Genomic DNA, 18,122 nt, shown 5'->3' with positions numbered 1-18,122 from the left:
TGTGGTGCACGCCCAGGAGGCCCCAGATCCAAAGGCCATTGTCCTGGCGGTGCTCAAGTCACACAAGACACGCTTCAAGCTAGCGAACGTGCATACCCTATCAGCAGCAGACCAGGTCCCTGCGGATACCCAGCCTGTTCCATTTGCGCCACCCGTGCGTGCGTGGTTGCAAAGGACGGGACGGCTTTTTAATCCCCATGAACACACCAACACCTTGGGGGCGGTGGATGACTACGCGGCGCTGGGGGCGTTTTTGCGCGAACGCACGCAACGCTCCAGGGTAACCGGTCACTGTCCGGCGTTCTTGCGAACTGATTGCAGGTACCAAAGAATGCGCCCTGATCAACAAACAGGACGGGGTCGGATATGGAAGAGACGCAGAGCGTGCTCAGGCGTGCAGTGTTGAGTGAACAGACTTGGGCTGAGGTACTGGATCGTTTTGACCGCGCTGGATTGACGATAGATGAATTTTGCAGCCGCGAAGGCATCAGTCGCAGCAGCCTTGCTCGCCGACGCACGCTTAGGAATAAACAGAGGGGAATCGCGTCCCCGCTGCGAACGAACAAGGTAGCCCCCACCACCGTGCCGAAGGCGGCGTTCGTTGATCTGGGCGACCTTGCTGGAGTGCACGGCAGCGGCAATGGAGCCATGGAGTTACGCATCGAACTCGGCTCGGGCATGAGTTTGCATCTGGTACGCCGGTAATGTTCTTTCCCGAGGGCCGCATTCGCGTGTTCCTGTATGGCCAAGCTGCCGATATGCGCCAGTCCTACGACGGCTTGTACGCTCTGGCACGCCAGGGGTTTGAAGTGGATGTGCTGGCCGGACACATGTTTGTTTTCATCAACCGGCGGCAAACACAGATGAAGGTGCTGTACTTTGACCGCAGCGGCTGGTGCCTGTGGTGCAAGCGTTTGGAGAGCGGCAAGTTCTCCCGTAAAGGCGTTCAAGGCGGCAGTGGCGAGATCGACTGCACGGCGCTCAAACTGATGCTCGAAGGCATCGAAGTGCGCCGACGCCACAAACGCTACCAACACCCTGCGCGGAGGTGACGATGTGCCCATTTTCAATCCGGAGAAGCACTCTTTTGCTTTGTCCCTAAAGGCCGCAAGATAAGGCCCATGTCGATGCCCAATACCAGCACTCCCACATTTACCGTCGAAACGGTCATGGGGCTGTCGCCGCAGAGCATCGCGCAGACACTGCAAGCACAGGCCGCCAGCATCAGCGCGCTGGAGCAGCAGCTCGAATGGTTCAAACGCCAACTCTTTGGCAAGAAGAGCGAGCGCTTTGCACCCTTGCCCGATGCGCAGCAAATGCACCTGGGGCAACTCCTGGGCGACCTCCCTGCCACTGATGCGCCCGAAGCCGACTCCGACTCCAACACCATCCCTGCACACCAGCGACGCAAACCCCGCAGCAACTTTGCCGACGAGGGCACGCCCGCATCGTTCTTTGACGAAACCAAGGTGCCCGTGCACACCATCGAGCTGGCCAACCCCGAGACCAAAGACCTCTCGCCCGATCAGTACGAGGTTGTCAGCCAGAAGGTCAGCCACCGCTTGGCACAGCGCCCCGGTGCCTATGTGGTGCTGAAGTATGTGCGCTCTGTCATCAAGCGCCACGACACGCAAACCCTGCACTGTGCGGGCGCGCCAACAGGCATCATTGAGGGCAGCCGCGCTGACGTGAGCTTGCTCGCAGGCGTTGTTGTTGACAAGTTTGCCTGGCACATTCCGCTGTACCGGCAGCACCAGCGCCTGAGCCAAGCGGGCTTCAAACTCAGCCGGGCGTGGCTGACGCAACTGGCGCAAAAGACCATTTCCCTGCTGGAGCCGATTTACGACACGCAGCTCGAGTCGATCCGCAACAGCCGGGTCAAGGCAATGGACGAGACCCCCATCAAGGCCGGGCGCAGTGGGCCCGGCAAGATGAAGGCGGCCTACTTCTGGCCTGTGTACGGCGAACTCGATGAGGTGTGCTTTGCCTATTTCGAGTCGCGCCGCCACGAGCACGTACAGCAGGCATTGGGGCTGCCAGGGGCCACAGATGCCGTGTTGCTCACTGACGGCTATGAGGCCTATGCACGTTACGCTGCCAAGACCGGCATTACGCATGCCCAATGCTGGGCGCACTGCAGGCGTGGCTTCTTTGAAGCTCTAGGGGCCGAGCCACAGGCCGCTGGCCAGGCGCTGCAGCAAATTGGCGAGATTTACGCCCAGGAAGAAGCCATTCGTGAACGTGACCTCTACGGGGATGCCAAACGAGAGCACCGTCTAAGCCACAGCAAACCGCTGGTGCAGAACTTCTTTGAATGGGTGGATTTGCAGTTCGAGCGGCAAGGCTTCCTGCCCAGCAATCCGTTGACCAAGGCATTGGCCTATGCACGCGAGCGCCGCGCGCAACTGCAGGTGTTTCTGGGCGATGCGGATGTGGCCATGGATACGAACCATCTGGAACGCGCCTTGCGCGCGATACCAATGGGCAGGCGCAATTGGTTATTCTGCTGGACGGAGGTGGGCGCCAAGCGCGCGGGCATCATGCAGAGCCTGATCGTGACATGCCGTTTACATGACATTGACCCCTACACCTACCTGGTTGATGTCTTGCAACGCGTAGGCCACCACCCCGCCTCCAGAGTTTCAGAACTGACGCCTCGTCAATGGAAGCAGCACTTCGCCGAGAATCCATTGCGTTCACCATTACACGGTTTGGTAACGTAGGCAATAACGCCGGACAGTGACCGGTTACGCTCCAGGCACACTTGGCGGGCGTACACCAAAGAGCTAGAACGCCTAGTTGCCTGGTGCCAGAAGAAGCAACTGGGGCCGATGTCAGATTTGACCCGCCAGGACTTGCTTCAATACAAGTCGCAGCTGCAAATAGTGCCGCCCGCCAGTACACAAATGGCACCATCCACATCCAAGGTGGCCGGATCCGAGAGAACGCAGGCACGCTCCATTGCCGTGGTGGCAAGTCTCTACCGGTACTGGCACAACACTGGGTACTTGCAGGGCAACCCTGCGGCGGGTCTTACCGGTGGATCCAGGGCGCAGGCCGGATTTGCTCCCGCACGCATGGTGAGTTCGGAACTGCTAGTGCGGTGCGATGCATGGGTAAACAGCAGCCTGCAGACGCCGCAAGCGGTGGATGTTGCCGCGTTGCGCCGCTGTGCAATCTGGCATCTCTTTCGATTCAGTGGTGCTCGACTGGCTGAGTTGGCATGGAATCCATCACTGTGCCTGCCACGCATAGAGCACGACCGAGCGGGCGCCATGACGCTGACGGTCGTTGGCAAAGGCAGCAAGGTCCGCCAGATCCCTTTGCCCTCGATTTGCAAGGACTCTTTGCTGAAATACCGCGAGGCTCGTGGCTTGCCTGAGCGGCCCGATGAGCTTGAACAAGTCCCCCTTCTGCATGGAGAAAAGTCTGGATACCTGGGTGCTCGCGGACTCTATGACGAGGTCAAGGCGGTACTGATGGCAGTGGCCACGGAGATTGCCCAAAGTGATCCGCAGGGTAGTGCCTTGCTGCGTACCGTATCCCCGCACTGGTTGCGCCATGCCTATGCCAGAACGTTGGTGGTGGAAAAACGGATCCCGTTGCCTGCGGCGCAGGCACTGCTGGGTCATGCCTCGGTGCAGACAACAGCCGCTTACGCCAAGACGGATTTGGCGCAGTTGAGGGAGTTTGTGGAAGCAGGATTTACGGAACCATTGAAATCGGCATAAGCTCAACACAGCGCTAAGGTCAGTGAAAGGCGATCTACGATATGTGCAACTAGGCCAAACAACTACGACTATTGGCCACTGCGCACCGGCAGCATGACAAGACCTCGGTAAGCTGGATTGCTACCCCACTGGGGCACCGTGCTGGCGAATAGCAGATTTGGATGTAGAGTGAGCAAGCGGCGCAGCACCACCTCCGCCTCCAGGCGGGCCAGAGCGGCGCCCAGACACACATGCGCTCCAGAGCCGAATGACAGTGCACCGGGATCCGCCCGTTGTATGTCCAAGGTGTCCGGCTGCACATGGCGTGCCGGATCACGGTTGGCTGCGCCTATTAGCGCAATCACCAAATCGCCCCGACACAGCCTTTGGCCGTGCAGTGTCAGATCGGTGACGACCCGTCGGCCGGTGTACTGCACTGGGCTGTCAAAGCGCAGCAGTTCGCGCACCGCGTTCGGCACCCGATTCGGGTGCTGGCGTAGAAGTTGCCACTGCTGCGGATGGCTTAGCAGCGCCTGGATACCGTTGCCCAGCAGATTGCGGGTGGTTTCATGTCCGGCAAACAACAGCATGGCGCATTGCGCCAGCAACTCGGCCTCTCCGCGCAGGTCGCCACCGTCTGCGGCACGCAGCAACGCACTCAGAAGATCATCGCCCGCTGACTTCCGTCGCGTAGCAAGCTGGTCCTGCAGATAGCGTGTCATGGCCAGCAGGCTGCTCTGAGCCTTGCGTGCCTGCTCACGCGTCGGGTCGGGCGCGCCGATGAAAACGGCCAGGTCGTCCGACCACGCCATTACTTCATCGCGGTCTGCCCCTTCAATCCCGAGAATGCGCGAGATCACGCGCACGGGCAAGGGTCTGGCCACTTTCTCGATGAAGTCAAAAGACGCTTCCTGCTCCAAACCCTGCAGCAGTTCTGTTGCAATGCGCTCGATTCCAGGGCGCAGACGGGCCAACGCATCGGGCCGGAATGCAGGTTGCATTACGGCACGTAAACGTGCATGGTCACCGCCATCCAGAAACAGCAAGGCGCGCGCAAACAACTTTTGAAACCCAGCTAGCTCTCCACGCTCCTGCGCCACATCGTTGACCCAACCACCGGTGCGTTGTGCCGAGAAGCGTGGATCACGCAGCACCGCCTCGACATCAGCATGCCGGGACAGCAACCAGGCGCCACCAAAGAACTCCTCGCTCCAATGGATGGGGCCCGCTTCCCGCAGCGCCCGGTAGGCTGGATACGGATCTGTCAGAAAGGCGGCGCTGACGATGGGGCGTTCGTGGTGGACTACAGACGGCGTTAGTACGGCATTCATGCGGCTTCGGTCGGGCGTGCCGCCGGCCTTTCGCCTAGCACGCGCAGACCCAGGCGCGCGAGCAGTGCCCGGTCCCGTTCGGCCTGCGGGTTGCTGGTGGTGAGCAGCCTGTCGCCATAGAAGATGGAGTTGGCACCCGCAGCAAAGCACAGGGCCTGTAATGCTTCGTCCATCTGCTCACGTCCTGCGGACAGACGCACCATGCTGCGTGGCATAGTGATGCGCGCCACCGCTATGGTGCGCACGAACTCAAACGGATCGATGGGCGCAGCACCCGCCAAGGGTGTGCCTTCAACCGCGACCAGGTTGTTGATAGGCACCGACTCCGGGCAGGGATCCAGATTGGCGAGCTGCGCAATCAGCCCAGCGCGTTGCAGACGGCTCTCGCCCATGCCCACAATCCCGCCACAGCAGACGTAGATGCCCGCCTGGCGTACATGGTCCAGCGTATCGAGCCGCTCCTGGTAGGTGCGGGTGGAGATGATGTTGCCGTAGAATTCGGGGGAACTGTCCAGGTTGTGGTTGTAGTAGTCCAGGCCGGCATCCTTCAATGATTGCGCCTGCGACCCATCCAGCATACCTAGGGTCATGCAAGTCTCCAGGCCGAGCGAGCGTACCGAACGCACCATCTCTGTGACCTGCTCCATGTCGCGCTCTTTTGGACTGCGCCATGCCGCGCCCATGCAAAAGCGCGTGGCGCCCTGGGCCTGGGCCGCCCTGGCCGCCTCCACCACCTCATCCAAAGGCATCAGTTTGCTGGCGGGCAGTCCCGTGTCGTGGTGTGCGGACTGGGGGCAATAGCCACAATCTTCACTGCATCCCCCGGTCTTGATGGAAAGCAACGTGGATAGCTGCACTTCATTGGGATCAAAGGTGTCGCGATGCACCTGCTGTGCACGAAACATCAGGTCCATGAACGGCAAGGCGAACAGGGCTTCCACTTCAGCCACGCTCCAGCGCACTGGCTGGTCCGGTTGCGCAAGCGCACGATTTCGCAGGCCAGAAATGTCGATGGGACTCACTGTATTCATCTCTGCACTTTCAAAAAATAGAAGAATTCACTTGCCAAAAACGGCCTGAAGACCGGTATCCACCAGGTGTGCCCGCACTGAAGCGGCGCTGGCATCCGCCAGGCGCGGCACCAGGCCCAGACAGGGCGTCCGGAATTGCTGCCCAAGGCTTTCGCGCAGGCAGGCGACATTGTCGTCCAGCGAGGGCATGTCGGGCTCCAGCACATTGCCAATCCAGCCCACCAGACGCAGGCCGCGATGCACAATGGCCTCGGCACTGAGCAAGGTATGGTTGATGCACCCCAGACGCAACCCTACCACCAGCACCACCGGCAGACCAAGGTCGCTGGCCAGATCTGCCGTGTCCCAGCCAGGCGCCAGTGGCACACGAAACCCACCAACGCCTTCCACCACCAGCACATCGGAACGCGACGCCAATGCCTGCGCACTGCGCAAGATGACGTTCCGTTCGATGACGCGACCTTCGCGTTGCGCCGCGATGTGGGGCGCACAAGCCGCTTCAAACTGATATGGTCCTACATCCGCATCCGTCAAGCCTGGCGAACTGGCCTGGCGCAAGGCGCGCACATCTTCATTGATGTATTCATCATTTATCCATTCCATACCGGCGGCCACCGGCTTCAGCCCGGCACTGCGCCAGCCCTGTTGTGCACACCAGTGCAGCAACCCCGCGCTGATGCAGGTCTTGCCAACGCCGGTGTCGGTGCCTGTGACAAAGCAGCCGCGCACAGACGGCAAGAACGGCTGGCTCATGGCAGATCCTTTGCAGCCTGGTCCAAGGCGTCCAGCAGACGGCTTACATCCTCTGCGCTATGCGTCGCACACAAGGTGATACGCAGCCGCGCGGTGTTGACCGGCACGGTGGGCGGCCGGATGGCAGGCACCCACAGACCCCGGGCCTCCAGCGAAGCGGCCAGTGCCAGTGCGTCGGCGTTGCTGCCAACAATCAGCGGCTGGATGGCAGTCGCCGATTCAGGCAACTGCCAACCCCGGTCTGCATACCGGGCCACGCAGGCCGACAAACCTTCACGCAGCTGGACAATGCGCTGCTGCAAGTCGGCACGGCGTCGCATGCCATCCTCGCCCGCCACCAGGGCCAAACTGGTACGCAGCGCATGCGCGATGGCAGGTGAACTGGCCGTGCTGTAGATATACGTGCGCGCGGTCTGAACCAGCCATTCGATGACGGTCGGGTGCGCGGCAACAAAGGCACCAGAGAGCCCTGCAGCCTTGCCCAGCGTGCCCATGTAAATAATGCGATCGCTGCACAAACCAAAATGCGCCAGGCTGCCCTGACCCCGGGGCCCGAGCACACCGAAGCCGTGGGCGTCATCAACGATCAGCATGGCGTCGTGCTGTTCGGCCAGTGCCAGCAGCGCGGGCAAATCCGCCATATCACCGTCCATGCTGAAAACGGCGTCGGTCACTATCAGCTTGATCGGCGTGCTGCACTGCGCCAGTTGGTGCGCCAGCACGGACAAATTGCAGTGCGCGAAGCGCTGCAGATCGGCCTTTGCCAACCGCGCTCCGTCAATCAGTGAAGCGTGGTTCAGCTTGTCGGCAAACAATGTCGCCTGCGCATCACCCAGCGCCGTGAGCAGCGCTAGGTTGGCCATGTAGCCGGTGCAGAACGTCAGCACACCTGCCTGCGGAATATACGGCCCCATCCATTCGGACAGTTCCTCCGCCAGTGCGGCATGGGCACGCGAATGTCCACTGACCAGATGGGAGGCCCCGCTGCCCGCACCATAGCGGCGTGCACCGTCTGCCAATGCGTCACCCAGCGAGGGATGGTTGGCCAGGCCCAGATAGTCGTTGCTGCAAAAGCCCAGCAAATTGCGCTCAGGCGCATCGCCTCCTGCGCGGCTGCCGCTCACGCGTTGCAATGGGGCACAGGGTGATTCGGCAATCACGCAGCGGCGACGCAAGGCCCTTGACTCCAGGTCAAGCAGTTGCCGGTACAAATGGTCTATCAGCATCAGGGAGGGGTTGTTGGAGCACGTCATCCAGTGTGGCTATGACCTCGTGTGCCAACCAGCTTGACAGTTCATCATCGAGTACATACGGTGGCATCAGATAGACCGTACGCCCGATCGGGCGAATCAGCAATTCGTGCGCGCGCCCGGCCAGATGGAAACGCTCGGCAAAGCGCACCCCGGCGTCACTTTCGCGCACATCAAAGGCCCAGATCATGCCCAGATGCCGGAAATGTTCGATACGCGGGTCCTTGCGCAGCGGTGCCAGAGCGCGGTCAAGGTCCAGCGCACGCTGCGCATTGGTTTGCAGCACCTGGTCTACCTCGAACCGGTCCAGAACCGCCAGGGCAGCGCGGCAGGCCAAGGCGTTGCCGCTGTAGGAATGGGAATGCAGAAAGCCGCGTGCCACCTCATCATCGAGAAAGGCCGCATAGATGAAGTCACGCGACAGCACTAATGACAACGGCAGGTAACCTGCGGTAATGCCCTTGGACAGGCACACGAGGTCCGGCCAGATGGGCGGATCGCCCGGCAAGGCGGCCTGCTCAAAGGCGAAGAAGGTGCCGGTGCGGCCACAGCCCACCGCAATCTCGTCTGCAATCAAATGGATCTGGTAGCGGTCGCACAGCGCACGCACCGCACGCAAATAGGCCGGGTCATGCATCACCATGCCGCTGGCACCCTGCACCAGCGGCTCCAGGATGAAGGAGGCAATGTGTTCATGCCGTGCCTCGAACAAACGCTCAAGGTCTTGCACTGCACGCAAGGCTACATCGGCATCAGACTCATCCGGTCCGGCCTGGCGCGCATCGGGCGACATCACCTGGTGCGCACGCAGCAGCAGGGGGTCGTAGGCATCACGAAACACCTTCACGTCGGTCACGGCCAAGGCACCCAGGGTTTCACCATGGTAGCCCTGCCGCACGCACACAAACTCCTGCTTGGCCGGGCGCTCGCTATTGCGCCAGTAGTGAAAACTCATCTTCAAGGCTATTTCCACCGCCGAGGCACCGTCACTGCCAAAGAAGCAGTGGCCCAGTACGCCGCCTGTCATAGCAGACAGCCGCTCGGCAAGCTCCACTGCGGGCGCGTGGGTGCAACCAGCCAGCATCACATGGGGCAGACTGTCCAGTTGGTCACGCAGTGCCGCATTGATGCGCGCATCGGCATGCCCAAACAAGTTGACCCACCAGGAGCTGTTGGCATCAAAGTAGCGACGCCCCTGGTCATCAAACAACCAGGGCCCCTGGCCACGCTGGATGGCCAGGGGTGGACTGTGTGCAGCGCGCTGCATCTGCGTACACGGATGCCATATCGCGTGCAGGCTTCGGTCGGCAAGATTCATGAGAAAGTTTTATTGGCTGATCAATGCAAAATTGAACAGTGTTGGCAAATTGGGTTCACTTTTACACTTGGGGAAGGTCCTTGTGAAAACTCAAGCAGTTGCGATTTTAGGGGCCCATCTAAGGGCCGTCAGGCAGTACGCCGCCTACTCAAGTCCTTGATATTCACTGAGCTTGGCAATATCCGCAGAGCAAACTTTTCCACCGGAAAATCCAACGTCCCCCGCAGATTGATTTCTGCAATGTTGGTAGGTGAAACGCTGCGCGCATCAGCGATCAATAGCTCACCGCCCGCGGCCTTGATCGCGTCCCAAGCGGTCTGCATATGACCCGCGTTCCAGGCCATCACGCAGTTGGACAGGAGGCTCAGTGCCGAAGACACCGCCGCCATGGAATCCATGCGCTTTGATAGCGCAGCCGGAATCTTGCCTGAGTGGATGGCGTGCTGCAGTGTGTGGGTGGACTCCCCCCGGTTGAGGGCATGCCGAATCTCCGATCTGAAAGCCGCATTGAGCAGGTAGTCCACCTTGAAAATCGTGCACAGCATCTTGCCGAATTGCACACCACCGTCATACACGGACTGGCCACGGGCTGCGGACCCAAACCGTGTCAAGGCTTGGACAGCACTGCACTGACCACTGCGAATGGACGCCGCTATGCGCACCAGCTCATCAAAAATCCCCTCCATCGCGGAAAGCTCCAGGTTGCAAGCCATAACCGGATCCAGCACGTTCGGCACGATGGTTCCCTTGAGCGCAAATAGCTTGCGGTGTTTGATGTCTGCCAGGGCCGGACATAGATCAAATCCAAGCAACTTGGCTACTGCCATGGCAAAGTCCGTGTAACCGTGGGTGTCTACAGCCAACTGACCTACATCTTCCACTGCGCTTTGACGCACCACCCCTTCGATGGCCACACCGGCCTGGCGCTCATTGAGCACGATGGGCTGGTCATACATGATTCCCCAGCCATCGCGCACGTGGGTGTAGATACCAACGGACGCTGTTTTGCGTCGTGGGTCAACGCGTGACTGCCAAATGGCGCGCTCCGTCTCTAAACTCATCATGTCCGAGGACGCCAGATCAGAGCGTCCCCAGTGTTTGGCAATCTCAAAGCGGTGCAGGTACTGCAGCATGGCATCACTGGCCTCACGCATCCTGCGCTCATCACTCAGCCGTTTCATGGTTTGGCGTACCGCCTCCACCGGCAACTCCGGAATCATGCGCGACACATCAGCTGCAGACATGGATGTGCCGTGGGCAAAGACGGCCGCGTAGACCATCAGCAATTCACGCCGGCTGTTGGGCTCTCTACCCAGGAGAATCCAGCTGAATCGCACGGCACTGTCCATTTCCAGCACGATCTCGGGTAACTGGCCCGGGGGCCTGCCCTCATAGAGCGTGCGGCGCAACGCGGCCACCCGGATATCTTCTGGGCTTGCGGGAGACTTTTCCTGATGAATGCCCTCGGAATCCACCCGAATTTGTCCAGAAGCTGCGGCAGTTGCGAAGTCCTGTAGCCGCTTATGCAGGTGTTCTGCCAAGGGCTCCAGGGTTTCCTTGGGGTCTTTGGACAGGCCCAACTGGGCGTAATGCATGTCACGCGTCTTTTTCCAATCCTCCTTGGATATGAAAAGTGTTGCTTGGCTGCGAAACACAAAGCTGTGCTCCAGATACACCGAGCCGTTGCGAAGAGACAGGCGAAGGGCAAACAGGGTTGCCCATTCCAAGGCACTCAGTGCTTTCTTGCGGTCAGTGCCGGCAATGACCTTCTGCCAGCGGTTACCCAGTTTGAGGTCCGGGGCGGTGGCCAGTGTAGTGACACGGTTGGCGTATGTATTATGCAATATTTCCAGGGCTTGAATGACCGGGTGATCCCCTTGGGCAGCCAGGGGCAATGTAAGCAGCCTAGCCAGCAAGGCGCGCGCCTGTGCCGGATGATCAATCAGATGGGCCCTTGCCAAAGCAGAACGGCTTACTTTGGTATCGGTCAGCGTGGCCGTTGCCAGCTCGACCAATTGGGCCCTGAGATCTTCATGCGAGAGATCTTCCTGGCGGGCCAGTTTGCGCACATTCAGAGCAAACTCGTGCAGCTTGGCCTGGGCATCCGCATAGGTGGGCATTGTTTCCCGTGCGGCATCGTTGGCCGTCTTACGGATCCATCTGCGCAACATAAGTAACAGTTGGTCCGACGAAGTGCACAGGGCATAACGCAGAAAACAGGCAACTTCAAGGCTGCGCCGCGTGGCGGTAATGCGTTTGCTCACCGAGGGTGCGCGGTGTGCGCATCGTCTGGCGTAGTGACGCACGGCAGCGTCGTTCACGCTGGAAGGCCAGTTTTCTGCAACGCCCATGGCACGTAAATGGTCCACTTTGTCAAAGAACTGGGTGATCTGAACAGTGGATTGCTTTAATGGTGCCGCCCATAACCAAGTTTGCAATGGCGTGCCGTCCTGGGTTTTGGAGTTCAGGGCGGCTTCCCAGGTCTGCAGCTTTTGCTGTCCATACCGCAGTTCAAGGGCTTTCAGAAGTTGCGCTTCGTGATCACGCTGGGCGGTAGCTATCAGGCTTTTGAGTTCCCGCGGCGCAATCTGCAGAATGCGATGGTCATAGAGCCAGCGCTTCAGCGCTGGAAGAAGTGATGTTTGGTCCGAGCGACTAACAAGCGTTTCGCGCAACCAGCGCACCACATAGCGCCGCTGATGCTCAGTCATTTGCTGGAAGCCAAGGGCTCTGTAAGCCTGCTGCTGGTGCTCGGAAAGGGTCCGAATGCGGTCAATGTAGAGGGAGCGCAGCGTGCCCATTGCCGGCGGATCTATTCCGATTTGAGCTCCAAGGTGGCTCCAAAGCATTTTGGGGATTCTGTCCACGGCGTCCAGGGTGCGCCCACTCATGCGGATGAATCCCATATGCAAGGCCAACCCGAACCTATGCAGGGGCTTGCGCAAAGACCGGACCGTGGCCAGTTCTGCCGCACTGTAGGAGAAAAAGGTCGTGAGTTCGAATTCGTTCAGGCCAGCCGGGATGTCACGCAATCCCAGGTACGGCGATCTCCAGTGCTCCAACGGGAATCCTTGTTATTGTTTTTAAGCTGGGCATTATGCGACAGCCCGATCATGGAAATCTTAGGGAATATCAGATTCCGGGATTGGCGCCAAATTTCCCGAGCGTAGACTTTATGCGGTTCGCCGAAGGGAGGGGGTCAGAGACTCCAGTATCCATGCGCGTTGCAAGAGACCGACCTCTGGAAACCCGCATGGATAGGGACTTCTGAAACGTCCTAAATCGCACCTAAAACAAGACCACCCCAGTGAGTGTGTCAGTAAGTCGCAGCCGATGGGGCGCTGCCACGGGGGCAGTTCAGTTTGATTTGCAGGGTGTCCAGATGGATGTCCTGAGTGCCCGACGACAAATCGCGTTCAGGGCCACTAGCTCCCGGGCCGACCGGCGGGAATTGTATGGGTGTAACCGGCGATCGAGTCGATCGGACCGCCGCCGGCAGAGGCAGCCCAGCTCGTTTGACGTCAATGCCGGCCAGCCACTTGTGCGCAACATTGGCGCTGATTCGGTAATCCAAGTTTTTCGGTCACTAGCATGACCCCATACACAAATTTTCTAATGGGCCAGAAAATTAATTCTCGTGGCCCTAAAATATCTTCTTGGTGCATCCTTGGCGGCCTGCGCCAGGACCACTCTGCCCCCATTTAGCCCACCCGCGGTCTCTTTACCCGAGAATCCGGGCTATTCACCCACTACTTTGCCATGCTTTCAATAGGTTCTATTCCCTCGCTTTATGTGCCGCCATCAACGCCAGACGAACGAAAAAAAATCATCGTTAAATTTCAACAATATATTGCTGAACTAATAAGCTCCAACTCAAAATCAACAATTTCTTCCGATGCGATAAAAAATATCAGATCCTCCGATGCCCAGTGCTGGCTCCTGGATAACCGAAATAAAATTCGTGACCGTATCGATGTTGTTACCGCGATCACTTTGCTCGATTTCTATGGGGATGCGCATCTTTTTAAGATATATGCAGTTCAATCACCCGGATTGGCCGCGTATGCCCTGTTATCGAGAAATTCTGAGAAAAAGGGCACATTGGATGAGCAGGTTCTCAACGCAATTGCTGAAGCTGTTCTCGAAAAAGGTCATCTATTTGGCCTTGAGATAGAATCAATGGCCAAAATGGTTTATACTTGTGCTGGCGCTGTCTGTCAAGTACTGCTAAAAGCAACAGTGACTGAGAATATACCCGCTGGCCATCCGGTTGGGAACGCGTTGGCAAAATTTTGCCCAAAAGTTAAGCGCAATTCGTTGGACCAGCAGTCTGTAAACAAGCTTGATCAATTGAAAGCTGAAAATAATTTACGCGGTGAAGTTGCAAGGCTAATCGAGCTGTATTGATCGAAATGGCACTTACTTGGCCAACAGGCGGTCATCCCGGCCTTGAGCCGGGATAATCCATGCCATATGTTCAACCGTACAGGCCCGCGAAGCATGGATTGTGGGTCAAGACCGTAATGACAACTTCAGGCGTCCGCTACGTTCTGCTTGTTATCCTGACTCAAGGCCCAGAACACGTTTCTCAGTATCCGCGGCTTAGGAAAGTGCCATTCATATTGATCAGGCTAACCGTGGATATTGTCTCATGAGCCGTGCGTTATAGGCGCCCTTCCTGCCAGAGTCGACGCATTGCCGCAACACTGACCATGTAGTCAAGCGTCATCTGAGGCGTCAGCATTTCCAAAAGGAGTTCGCTATAAAAGGCGACTTCGCCCGTCGCGGGATCCAAGCCAAAGGTAGAGCCCCCCCTGGCACATAGTGCTCAAAATTAAACCGAAGCAAAGCTACATATGCTTTCAGGGGTGAGTAAGAAGGCGCCGGGCCAAACCTACAACGAAAGACCGAGCGACTCGACATAGTCGGCGCACAAAAGATTTCAATGGGACATTCGTCGATGATGAAGGACGCCTTGCATTCCGGTAAGGCCCCGGCGTTGACCGTTGTCGACTGCCCAATTAAAGCCGCTACTTCCATTATGTAATCGGAAAATTTGAAATTAGACTGCATTCCGGACATCCTCCTTATTTATGTTTATCTCCATCTTCGTGAACACATCTCCAGCGTTGACTAACGCTGCACGCGATGCCGTGAAGGTGTTCATGATATTGGCGTAAAAAGAAGAATTGGTGTCCACGCCGATAGCGGTCGCAAATTGGTTTGCAGCTACTCTCATTGTGGTGTTGTTGGTAATTTCTTTACAGTTATCCCCTTTCGGTTCTGCCTTCACAACTTCCGGAAAGAAGAATTTTTTTGTGACATTGCCAAAGAAGGCGTCCGCCGCCTCAACTCCGCTGCGCACGGAAGCAACTTTCAGCGACTCCCCCAAAAATTGACCCCAAGTCGCATTCTTGTCTTTGAGGAGGGGGGCGCCAAATTCAACCATAGGCGCATTGACACCTATTGACAAAGCGCCGTAGAGACCAGTATTGACCCCCAAACGTTTAATCGCTTTGCCGTTATACGCAGGGTTACCATCAACTAAACTCACCACTTCAGGCGCTCCGTTGAGGCTCGGCGTCCATTTTTTCAGAAAACCGTTAAGGGAGTCGCGCGTCACGGCATTAACCGTGGTCCCGATTAGAGTGATTGCCCTTTTTGTCATATCGTCAGGCTTGTCCATATAATATCGAAAGCCGAGCGCGCCAGGCACCGCCCCCACGATAGCACCTACCGAGCCGAAGATAACACGTCCTGCTGGTCCGCAACAAGCGCCAAGGCGTTGGCCTTGATATGCGGCGCAGCCGAAATTAATTGCCGTAATAATGCCGGTGAGTGGTATTGCCGCTCCGGGCGACCCCGCGAGCATGTACCTGAGCGCTGTCTGCACACCGATGGCAACAGATGACGCGCCAAAGGTCGCAGCAACATCCTTCAGTGCTTGCTTAACCGCTACCTTCGTCACTTCACACCAAGTTGCGCCGGACCCATTTTCAAGTTGCTCGGCCATGCCCTTCAGATTATCTATGACCTCCACCTCAGGATTGACTGAACCCCCCTGATTACGCACCTCAAGAACAGTATCGGCGTTAATAAACCCGTCATCGAACTCAATTGCTGTGCCTAGATTAGTAAAAGCCGGATCACCAACAGCCGGACGAACATAAGAATTCGCTGGTGTTAAACTATTAGCGTTCATAAAAAACTCCTTAGTTAGATTACGTAAGAATCACACATCATTTACCTCCTTGCTGGCGATCTCGTGGGATATGCCAATCCGTCAGCCGGAAACTGGAGTGCAAACGGCGGACCCAGTGGCGAACCGGCGCCGCATCAGGTGCATCCCCCACATCGCTATCTAGCGGCTGCGGGGTCTCTCACGCAGCCAACTAGCACGGGCTCGACGACTTTGAGTAACGACTTGCACGGCACAACCTATTCACTTACTCGGGGAATACCTCCCGACCCGCCTTCTTCCTCTTGCCAAGCATCCGCGAAACTGATCTGATTCATCGCTCTTGCTCCTTAGTTCTGTTCCTTGGCTGACGCTTCGGGGCACTTACGGTCAAATTGCTTAGGTGCTTAGTGAGCGGTAGGACGTGTAAAGTTCAGGTTCCGTTCCGCAACGCCCATACAGCAACTGGAAATTCGTTTAAGGACTCAACCCTGCCCCCTCCCCACAACCCGCGTGAATGCTAGGGATGGTCTGCACAACCACCGCCCGGACATCGGTTTAAGTCCAAGTGTTCGCATAATGAAAATTGGGTCGAATTTGCCGGCGATTTCGCCTTGTATTGGACTGCCAAGCCCTGCAAAATTCGTTTACGCACTATCCAAAGGTTCGACAGAGCAAACAGGCTCACCAATTGCGCCGTGTTCTTCTTCAGGCGCCGGTAGCGCACCTTGGTATGGCCGAACTGGCACTTGATCACCCGAAACGGACACTCGACCTTGGCCGGCACACTGGCCTTGAGCTTCTCTGCTTGTTCCGGCAGCGCGCCCCAGACCGTGCTTTTTTGTGCCCGGCGCTTGCCTGGGCGCATCGCTACTTGCCACTTCACGCCCGTGGCCTCTGTCCGCTTGTCCGCACCTTGGTGGCCTGCGTCAGCAAACACCACGGCTTCTTGTCCGTGCAGCAGCCCATGGCTTTGGGTGACGTCGTTGACGTTGGCGGCCGTGCCAATGACGCTGTGCACCAAGCCTGAGTCAGCATCTACCCCAATGTCCGCCTTCATCCCGAAGTACAACTGGTTGTCCTTCTTGGTCTGGTGCATCTCGGGGTCTCGCTCGCCGTCTTTGTTCTTGGTCGAGCTGGGCGCAGCAATCAAGGTGGCGTCCACCACCGTGCCCGTCTTGAGCATCAGGCCCTTGGAGGCCAGTGTGGCGTTGATCGCGGCCATGATCTGTTGGCTCAGATCGCCCGCTTCAAGCAAGTGACGAAAGCACAGGATGGTGCTTTCGTTGGGCAGGCGGCTTAGGCCAGGATCGAGTTGAGTGAACTGGCAGTAAAGAGGCACGTCGTGCAAAGCCTCTTCCATGGCCGGATCGCTCAGGCCGAACCACTGTTGCATGAAGTGGATGCGCAGCATGGTCTCGACTGCAAACGGCGGCCGTCCCGTCTTGCCCGCAGGCGCATGCGGTTGGATCAGTCCAACCAACTCCGTCCAGCGAACCACCAGGTTTATCTCGTCAAGGAACTCACGCTTGCGCGTGCGCTTGGTGGCCAATTCGAAACCGGTCGTGGCAAGGCTTTGCTGTTTCATTTGTCGTTAGCGTCCCAAGCGGTCAAAGCGCTGACTTATGCAGACCATCCCTAGCGATTCAGTTTTGGGATGCGCGCTTGACTTTGACCAAATTCGGCACTAAATTCAGACCCATCAACATCAAAAGATCGCTATGCTGTCCGCCGCCAACATCAAATCCATCTCCTACCTGAAAAGCCATGCAGCTCAGATCTCCGAAGACCTGGAAATGAACGGCACGCCTTTTTTCATCACCCAGAATGGCGAAGCCAGCATGGTGGTTGAAAGTGTGAAATGCTTTCAGGAAAAGGAAGCGCTCATCGCCGCCTTGAAAATCATCGCATTGGGTGAGAAAGACCGCTTGCAAGGCAAAGGCATTTCCGTTGCCGAGTCACGGACGCAACTGGCAGCAGCTCGCCAACGCCGCAAGTAATGTCGATCATCATTCTTCCCGATGCACAGGAAGACTTGCTCTCGCTTCAAGAGTACATGCTCAATAAGTGGAGCGAGACTGACTGGCTCAATGCCGAAAACGAAATATTCGAAAAGCTGGCGCTGGTTGACACTGGACTTTTGACTGGGCCGCCCGTCCAGGAACTTGCCTCCGTTGGCATCTTTGAGTACCAAAATGTCTTTACGTCACACCACAAGCTGGTCTATCGGCGAATCGACAGGGACGTTTACGTGTACCTCATTGCTTCGCACCGACAGGATTTCCCGACGCTATTAGTGAGACGACTTCTGAAAGTTTGACACCTCATTGACGTGACATCGCATGCTCAAAATGCGGCAGAGACTCCCGCTCCAGCAGCACCCTCGCCAGGCATTGTGGACTACTGCCCACCCTATGATGGGGTCTGGGGAATTGGAGACAACATGACCTGCATCCAAAATTATCTAAACCCTTTTGAATTCCGCGAAACCACCAACAACACACCAAGTCACGGAAACGAGAAGGGGCAACAGTTTAAGCACCTATCCCGC

At 57.6% G+C, this 18,122-nt stretch carries 14 protein-coding genes and 1 pseudogene; 7 read left to right on the top strand and 8 right to left on the bottom strand.

Going from position 1 to position 18,122, the window contains the following annotated elements:
* Positions 1–366 precede the first annotated feature (366 nt).
* The 4 genes from RAE19_RS18050 to RAE19_RS18035 all read left to right on the top strand — a co-directional run bounded on the left by RAE19_RS18050 (position 367) and on the right by RAE19_RS18035 (position 3,731).
* The gene (locus RAE19_RS18050) at positions 367–705 is read left to right on the top strand and encodes a hypothetical protein (RefSeq protein ID WP_313873005.1); all 339 of its coding nucleotides are present in this window, start codon (positions 367–369) and stop codon (positions 703–705) included.
* Positions 705–1,052 (top strand): IS66 family insertion sequence element accessory protein TnpB, encoded by a 348-nt coding sequence (gene tnpB, locus RAE19_RS18045; RefSeq protein WP_313873004.1) that lies wholly within the window; start codon positions 705–707, stop codon positions 1,050–1,052. The genes RAE19_RS18050 and tnpB overlap by 1 nt, the downstream gene beginning before the upstream one ends.
* 69 nt (positions 1,053–1,121) lie before the next feature.
* On the top strand, positions 1,122–2,723 hold the full coding sequence (gene tnpC / locus RAE19_RS18040; protein WP_313872998.1) for an IS66 family transposase: 1,602 nt from the start codon (positions 1,122–1,124) through the stop codon (positions 2,721–2,723).
* Positions 2,724–2,831: 108 nt separating this feature from the next.
* Positions 2,832–3,731 (top strand): tyrosine-type recombinase/integrase, encoded by a 900-nt coding sequence (locus RAE19_RS18035; RefSeq protein WP_313876299.1) that lies wholly within the window; start codon positions 2,832–2,834, stop codon positions 3,729–3,731.
* 68 nt (positions 3,732–3,799) lie between these two features.
* On the opposite strand, the gene RAE19_RS18030 is transcribed toward RAE19_RS18035, so the two are convergent.
* The 6 genes from RAE19_RS18030 to RAE19_RS18005 all read right to left on the bottom strand — a co-directional run bounded on the left by RAE19_RS18030 (position 3,800) and on the right by RAE19_RS18005 (position 12,455).
* A complete protein-coding gene (locus RAE19_RS18030) occupies positions 3,800–5,041 on the bottom strand; it encodes a cytochrome P450 (protein ID WP_313876298.1) in 1,242 nt (413 codons plus the stop codon).
* Positions 5,038–6,072 carry a biotin synthase BioB gene (gene bioB, locus RAE19_RS18025; RefSeq protein WP_313876297.1) on the bottom strand — a complete coding sequence of 345 codons (1,035 nt, stop codon included), beginning with the start codon at positions 6,070–6,072 and terminating at the stop codon, positions 5,038–5,040. The genes RAE19_RS18030 and bioB overlap by 4 nt, the downstream gene beginning before the upstream one ends.
* A 27-nt stretch (positions 6,073–6,099) precedes the next feature.
* Positions 6,100–6,825 carry a dethiobiotin synthase gene (bioD, locus tag RAE19_RS18020; RefSeq protein WP_313876296.1) on the bottom strand — a complete coding sequence of 242 codons (726 nt, stop codon included), beginning with the start codon at positions 6,823–6,825 and terminating at the stop codon, positions 6,100–6,102.
* Positions 6,822–8,051, bottom strand: coding sequence for an 8-amino-7-oxononanoate synthase (bioF, locus tag RAE19_RS18015; protein WP_313876447.1), 1,230 nt, complete (start codon positions 8,049–8,051; stop codon positions 6,822–6,824). The genes bioD and bioF overlap by 4 nt, the downstream gene beginning before the upstream one ends.
* The gene (bioA, locus tag RAE19_RS18010; protein WP_313876295.1) at positions 8,017–9,393 is read right to left on the bottom strand and encodes an adenosylmethionine--8-amino-7-oxononanoate transaminase; all 1,377 of its coding nucleotides are present in this window, start codon (positions 9,391–9,393) and stop codon (positions 8,017–8,019) included. The genes bioF and bioA overlap by 35 nt, the downstream gene beginning before the upstream one ends.
* A gap of 128 nt (positions 9,394–9,521) precedes the next feature.
* Positions 9,522–12,455: a Tn3 family transposase gene (locus tag RAE19_RS18005; RefSeq protein ID WP_313876294.1), complete on the bottom strand. Its 2,934-nt coding sequence runs from the start codon at positions 12,453–12,455 to the stop codon at positions 9,522–9,524.
* A 697-nt stretch (positions 12,456–13,152) separates the two neighbouring features.
* Here RAE19_RS18005 and RAE19_RS18000 point away from each other — a divergent pair.
* Complete coding sequence (locus RAE19_RS18000; protein ID WP_313876293.1) at positions 13,153–13,800, top strand: hypothetical protein; 648 nt, start codon at positions 13,153–13,155, stop codon at positions 13,798–13,800.
* A gap of 655 nt (positions 13,801–14,455) precedes the next feature.
* On the opposite strand, the gene RAE19_RS17995 is transcribed toward RAE19_RS18000, so the two are convergent.
* Both RAE19_RS17995 and RAE19_RS17990 read right to left on the bottom strand, forming a co-directional pair.
* Complete coding sequence (locus tag RAE19_RS17995) at positions 14,456–15,595, bottom strand: hypothetical protein (RefSeq protein WP_313876292.1); 1,140 nt, start codon at positions 15,593–15,595, stop codon at positions 14,456–14,458.
* A 613-nt stretch (positions 15,596–16,208) separates the two neighbouring features.
* Positions 16,209–17,159 (bottom strand): annotated as a pseudogene (locus tag RAE19_RS17990) (IS5 family transposase); the annotation flags it as partial.
* A 133-nt stretch (positions 17,160–17,292) separates the two neighbouring features.
* Between RAE19_RS17990 and RAE19_RS17985 the strand changes: the two are divergent.
* Both RAE19_RS17985 and RAE19_RS17980 read left to right on the top strand, forming a co-directional pair.
* Positions 17,293–17,571, top strand: a complete 279-nt coding sequence (locus RAE19_RS17985) for a type II toxin-antitoxin system Phd/YefM family antitoxin (RefSeq protein ID WP_313876291.1) — start codon at positions 17,293–17,295, stop codon at positions 17,569–17,571.
* A complete protein-coding gene (locus tag RAE19_RS17980) occupies positions 17,571–17,891 on the top strand; it encodes a type II toxin-antitoxin system RelE/ParE family toxin (protein WP_313876290.1) in 321 nt (106 codons plus the stop codon). The genes RAE19_RS17985 and RAE19_RS17980 overlap by 1 nt, the downstream gene beginning before the upstream one ends.
* Positions 17,892–18,122: the final 231 nt, after the last annotated feature.

The organism is Rhodoferax potami (assembly GCF_032193805.1).
Taxonomy (GTDB): Bacteria; Pseudomonadota; Gammaproteobacteria; order Burkholderiales; family Burkholderiaceae_C; genus Allorhodoferax; species Allorhodoferax potami_A.
The sequence above is the reverse complement of the archived record's forward strand: the minus strand, read 5'-3'. Positions and strand labels throughout refer to the sequence as shown.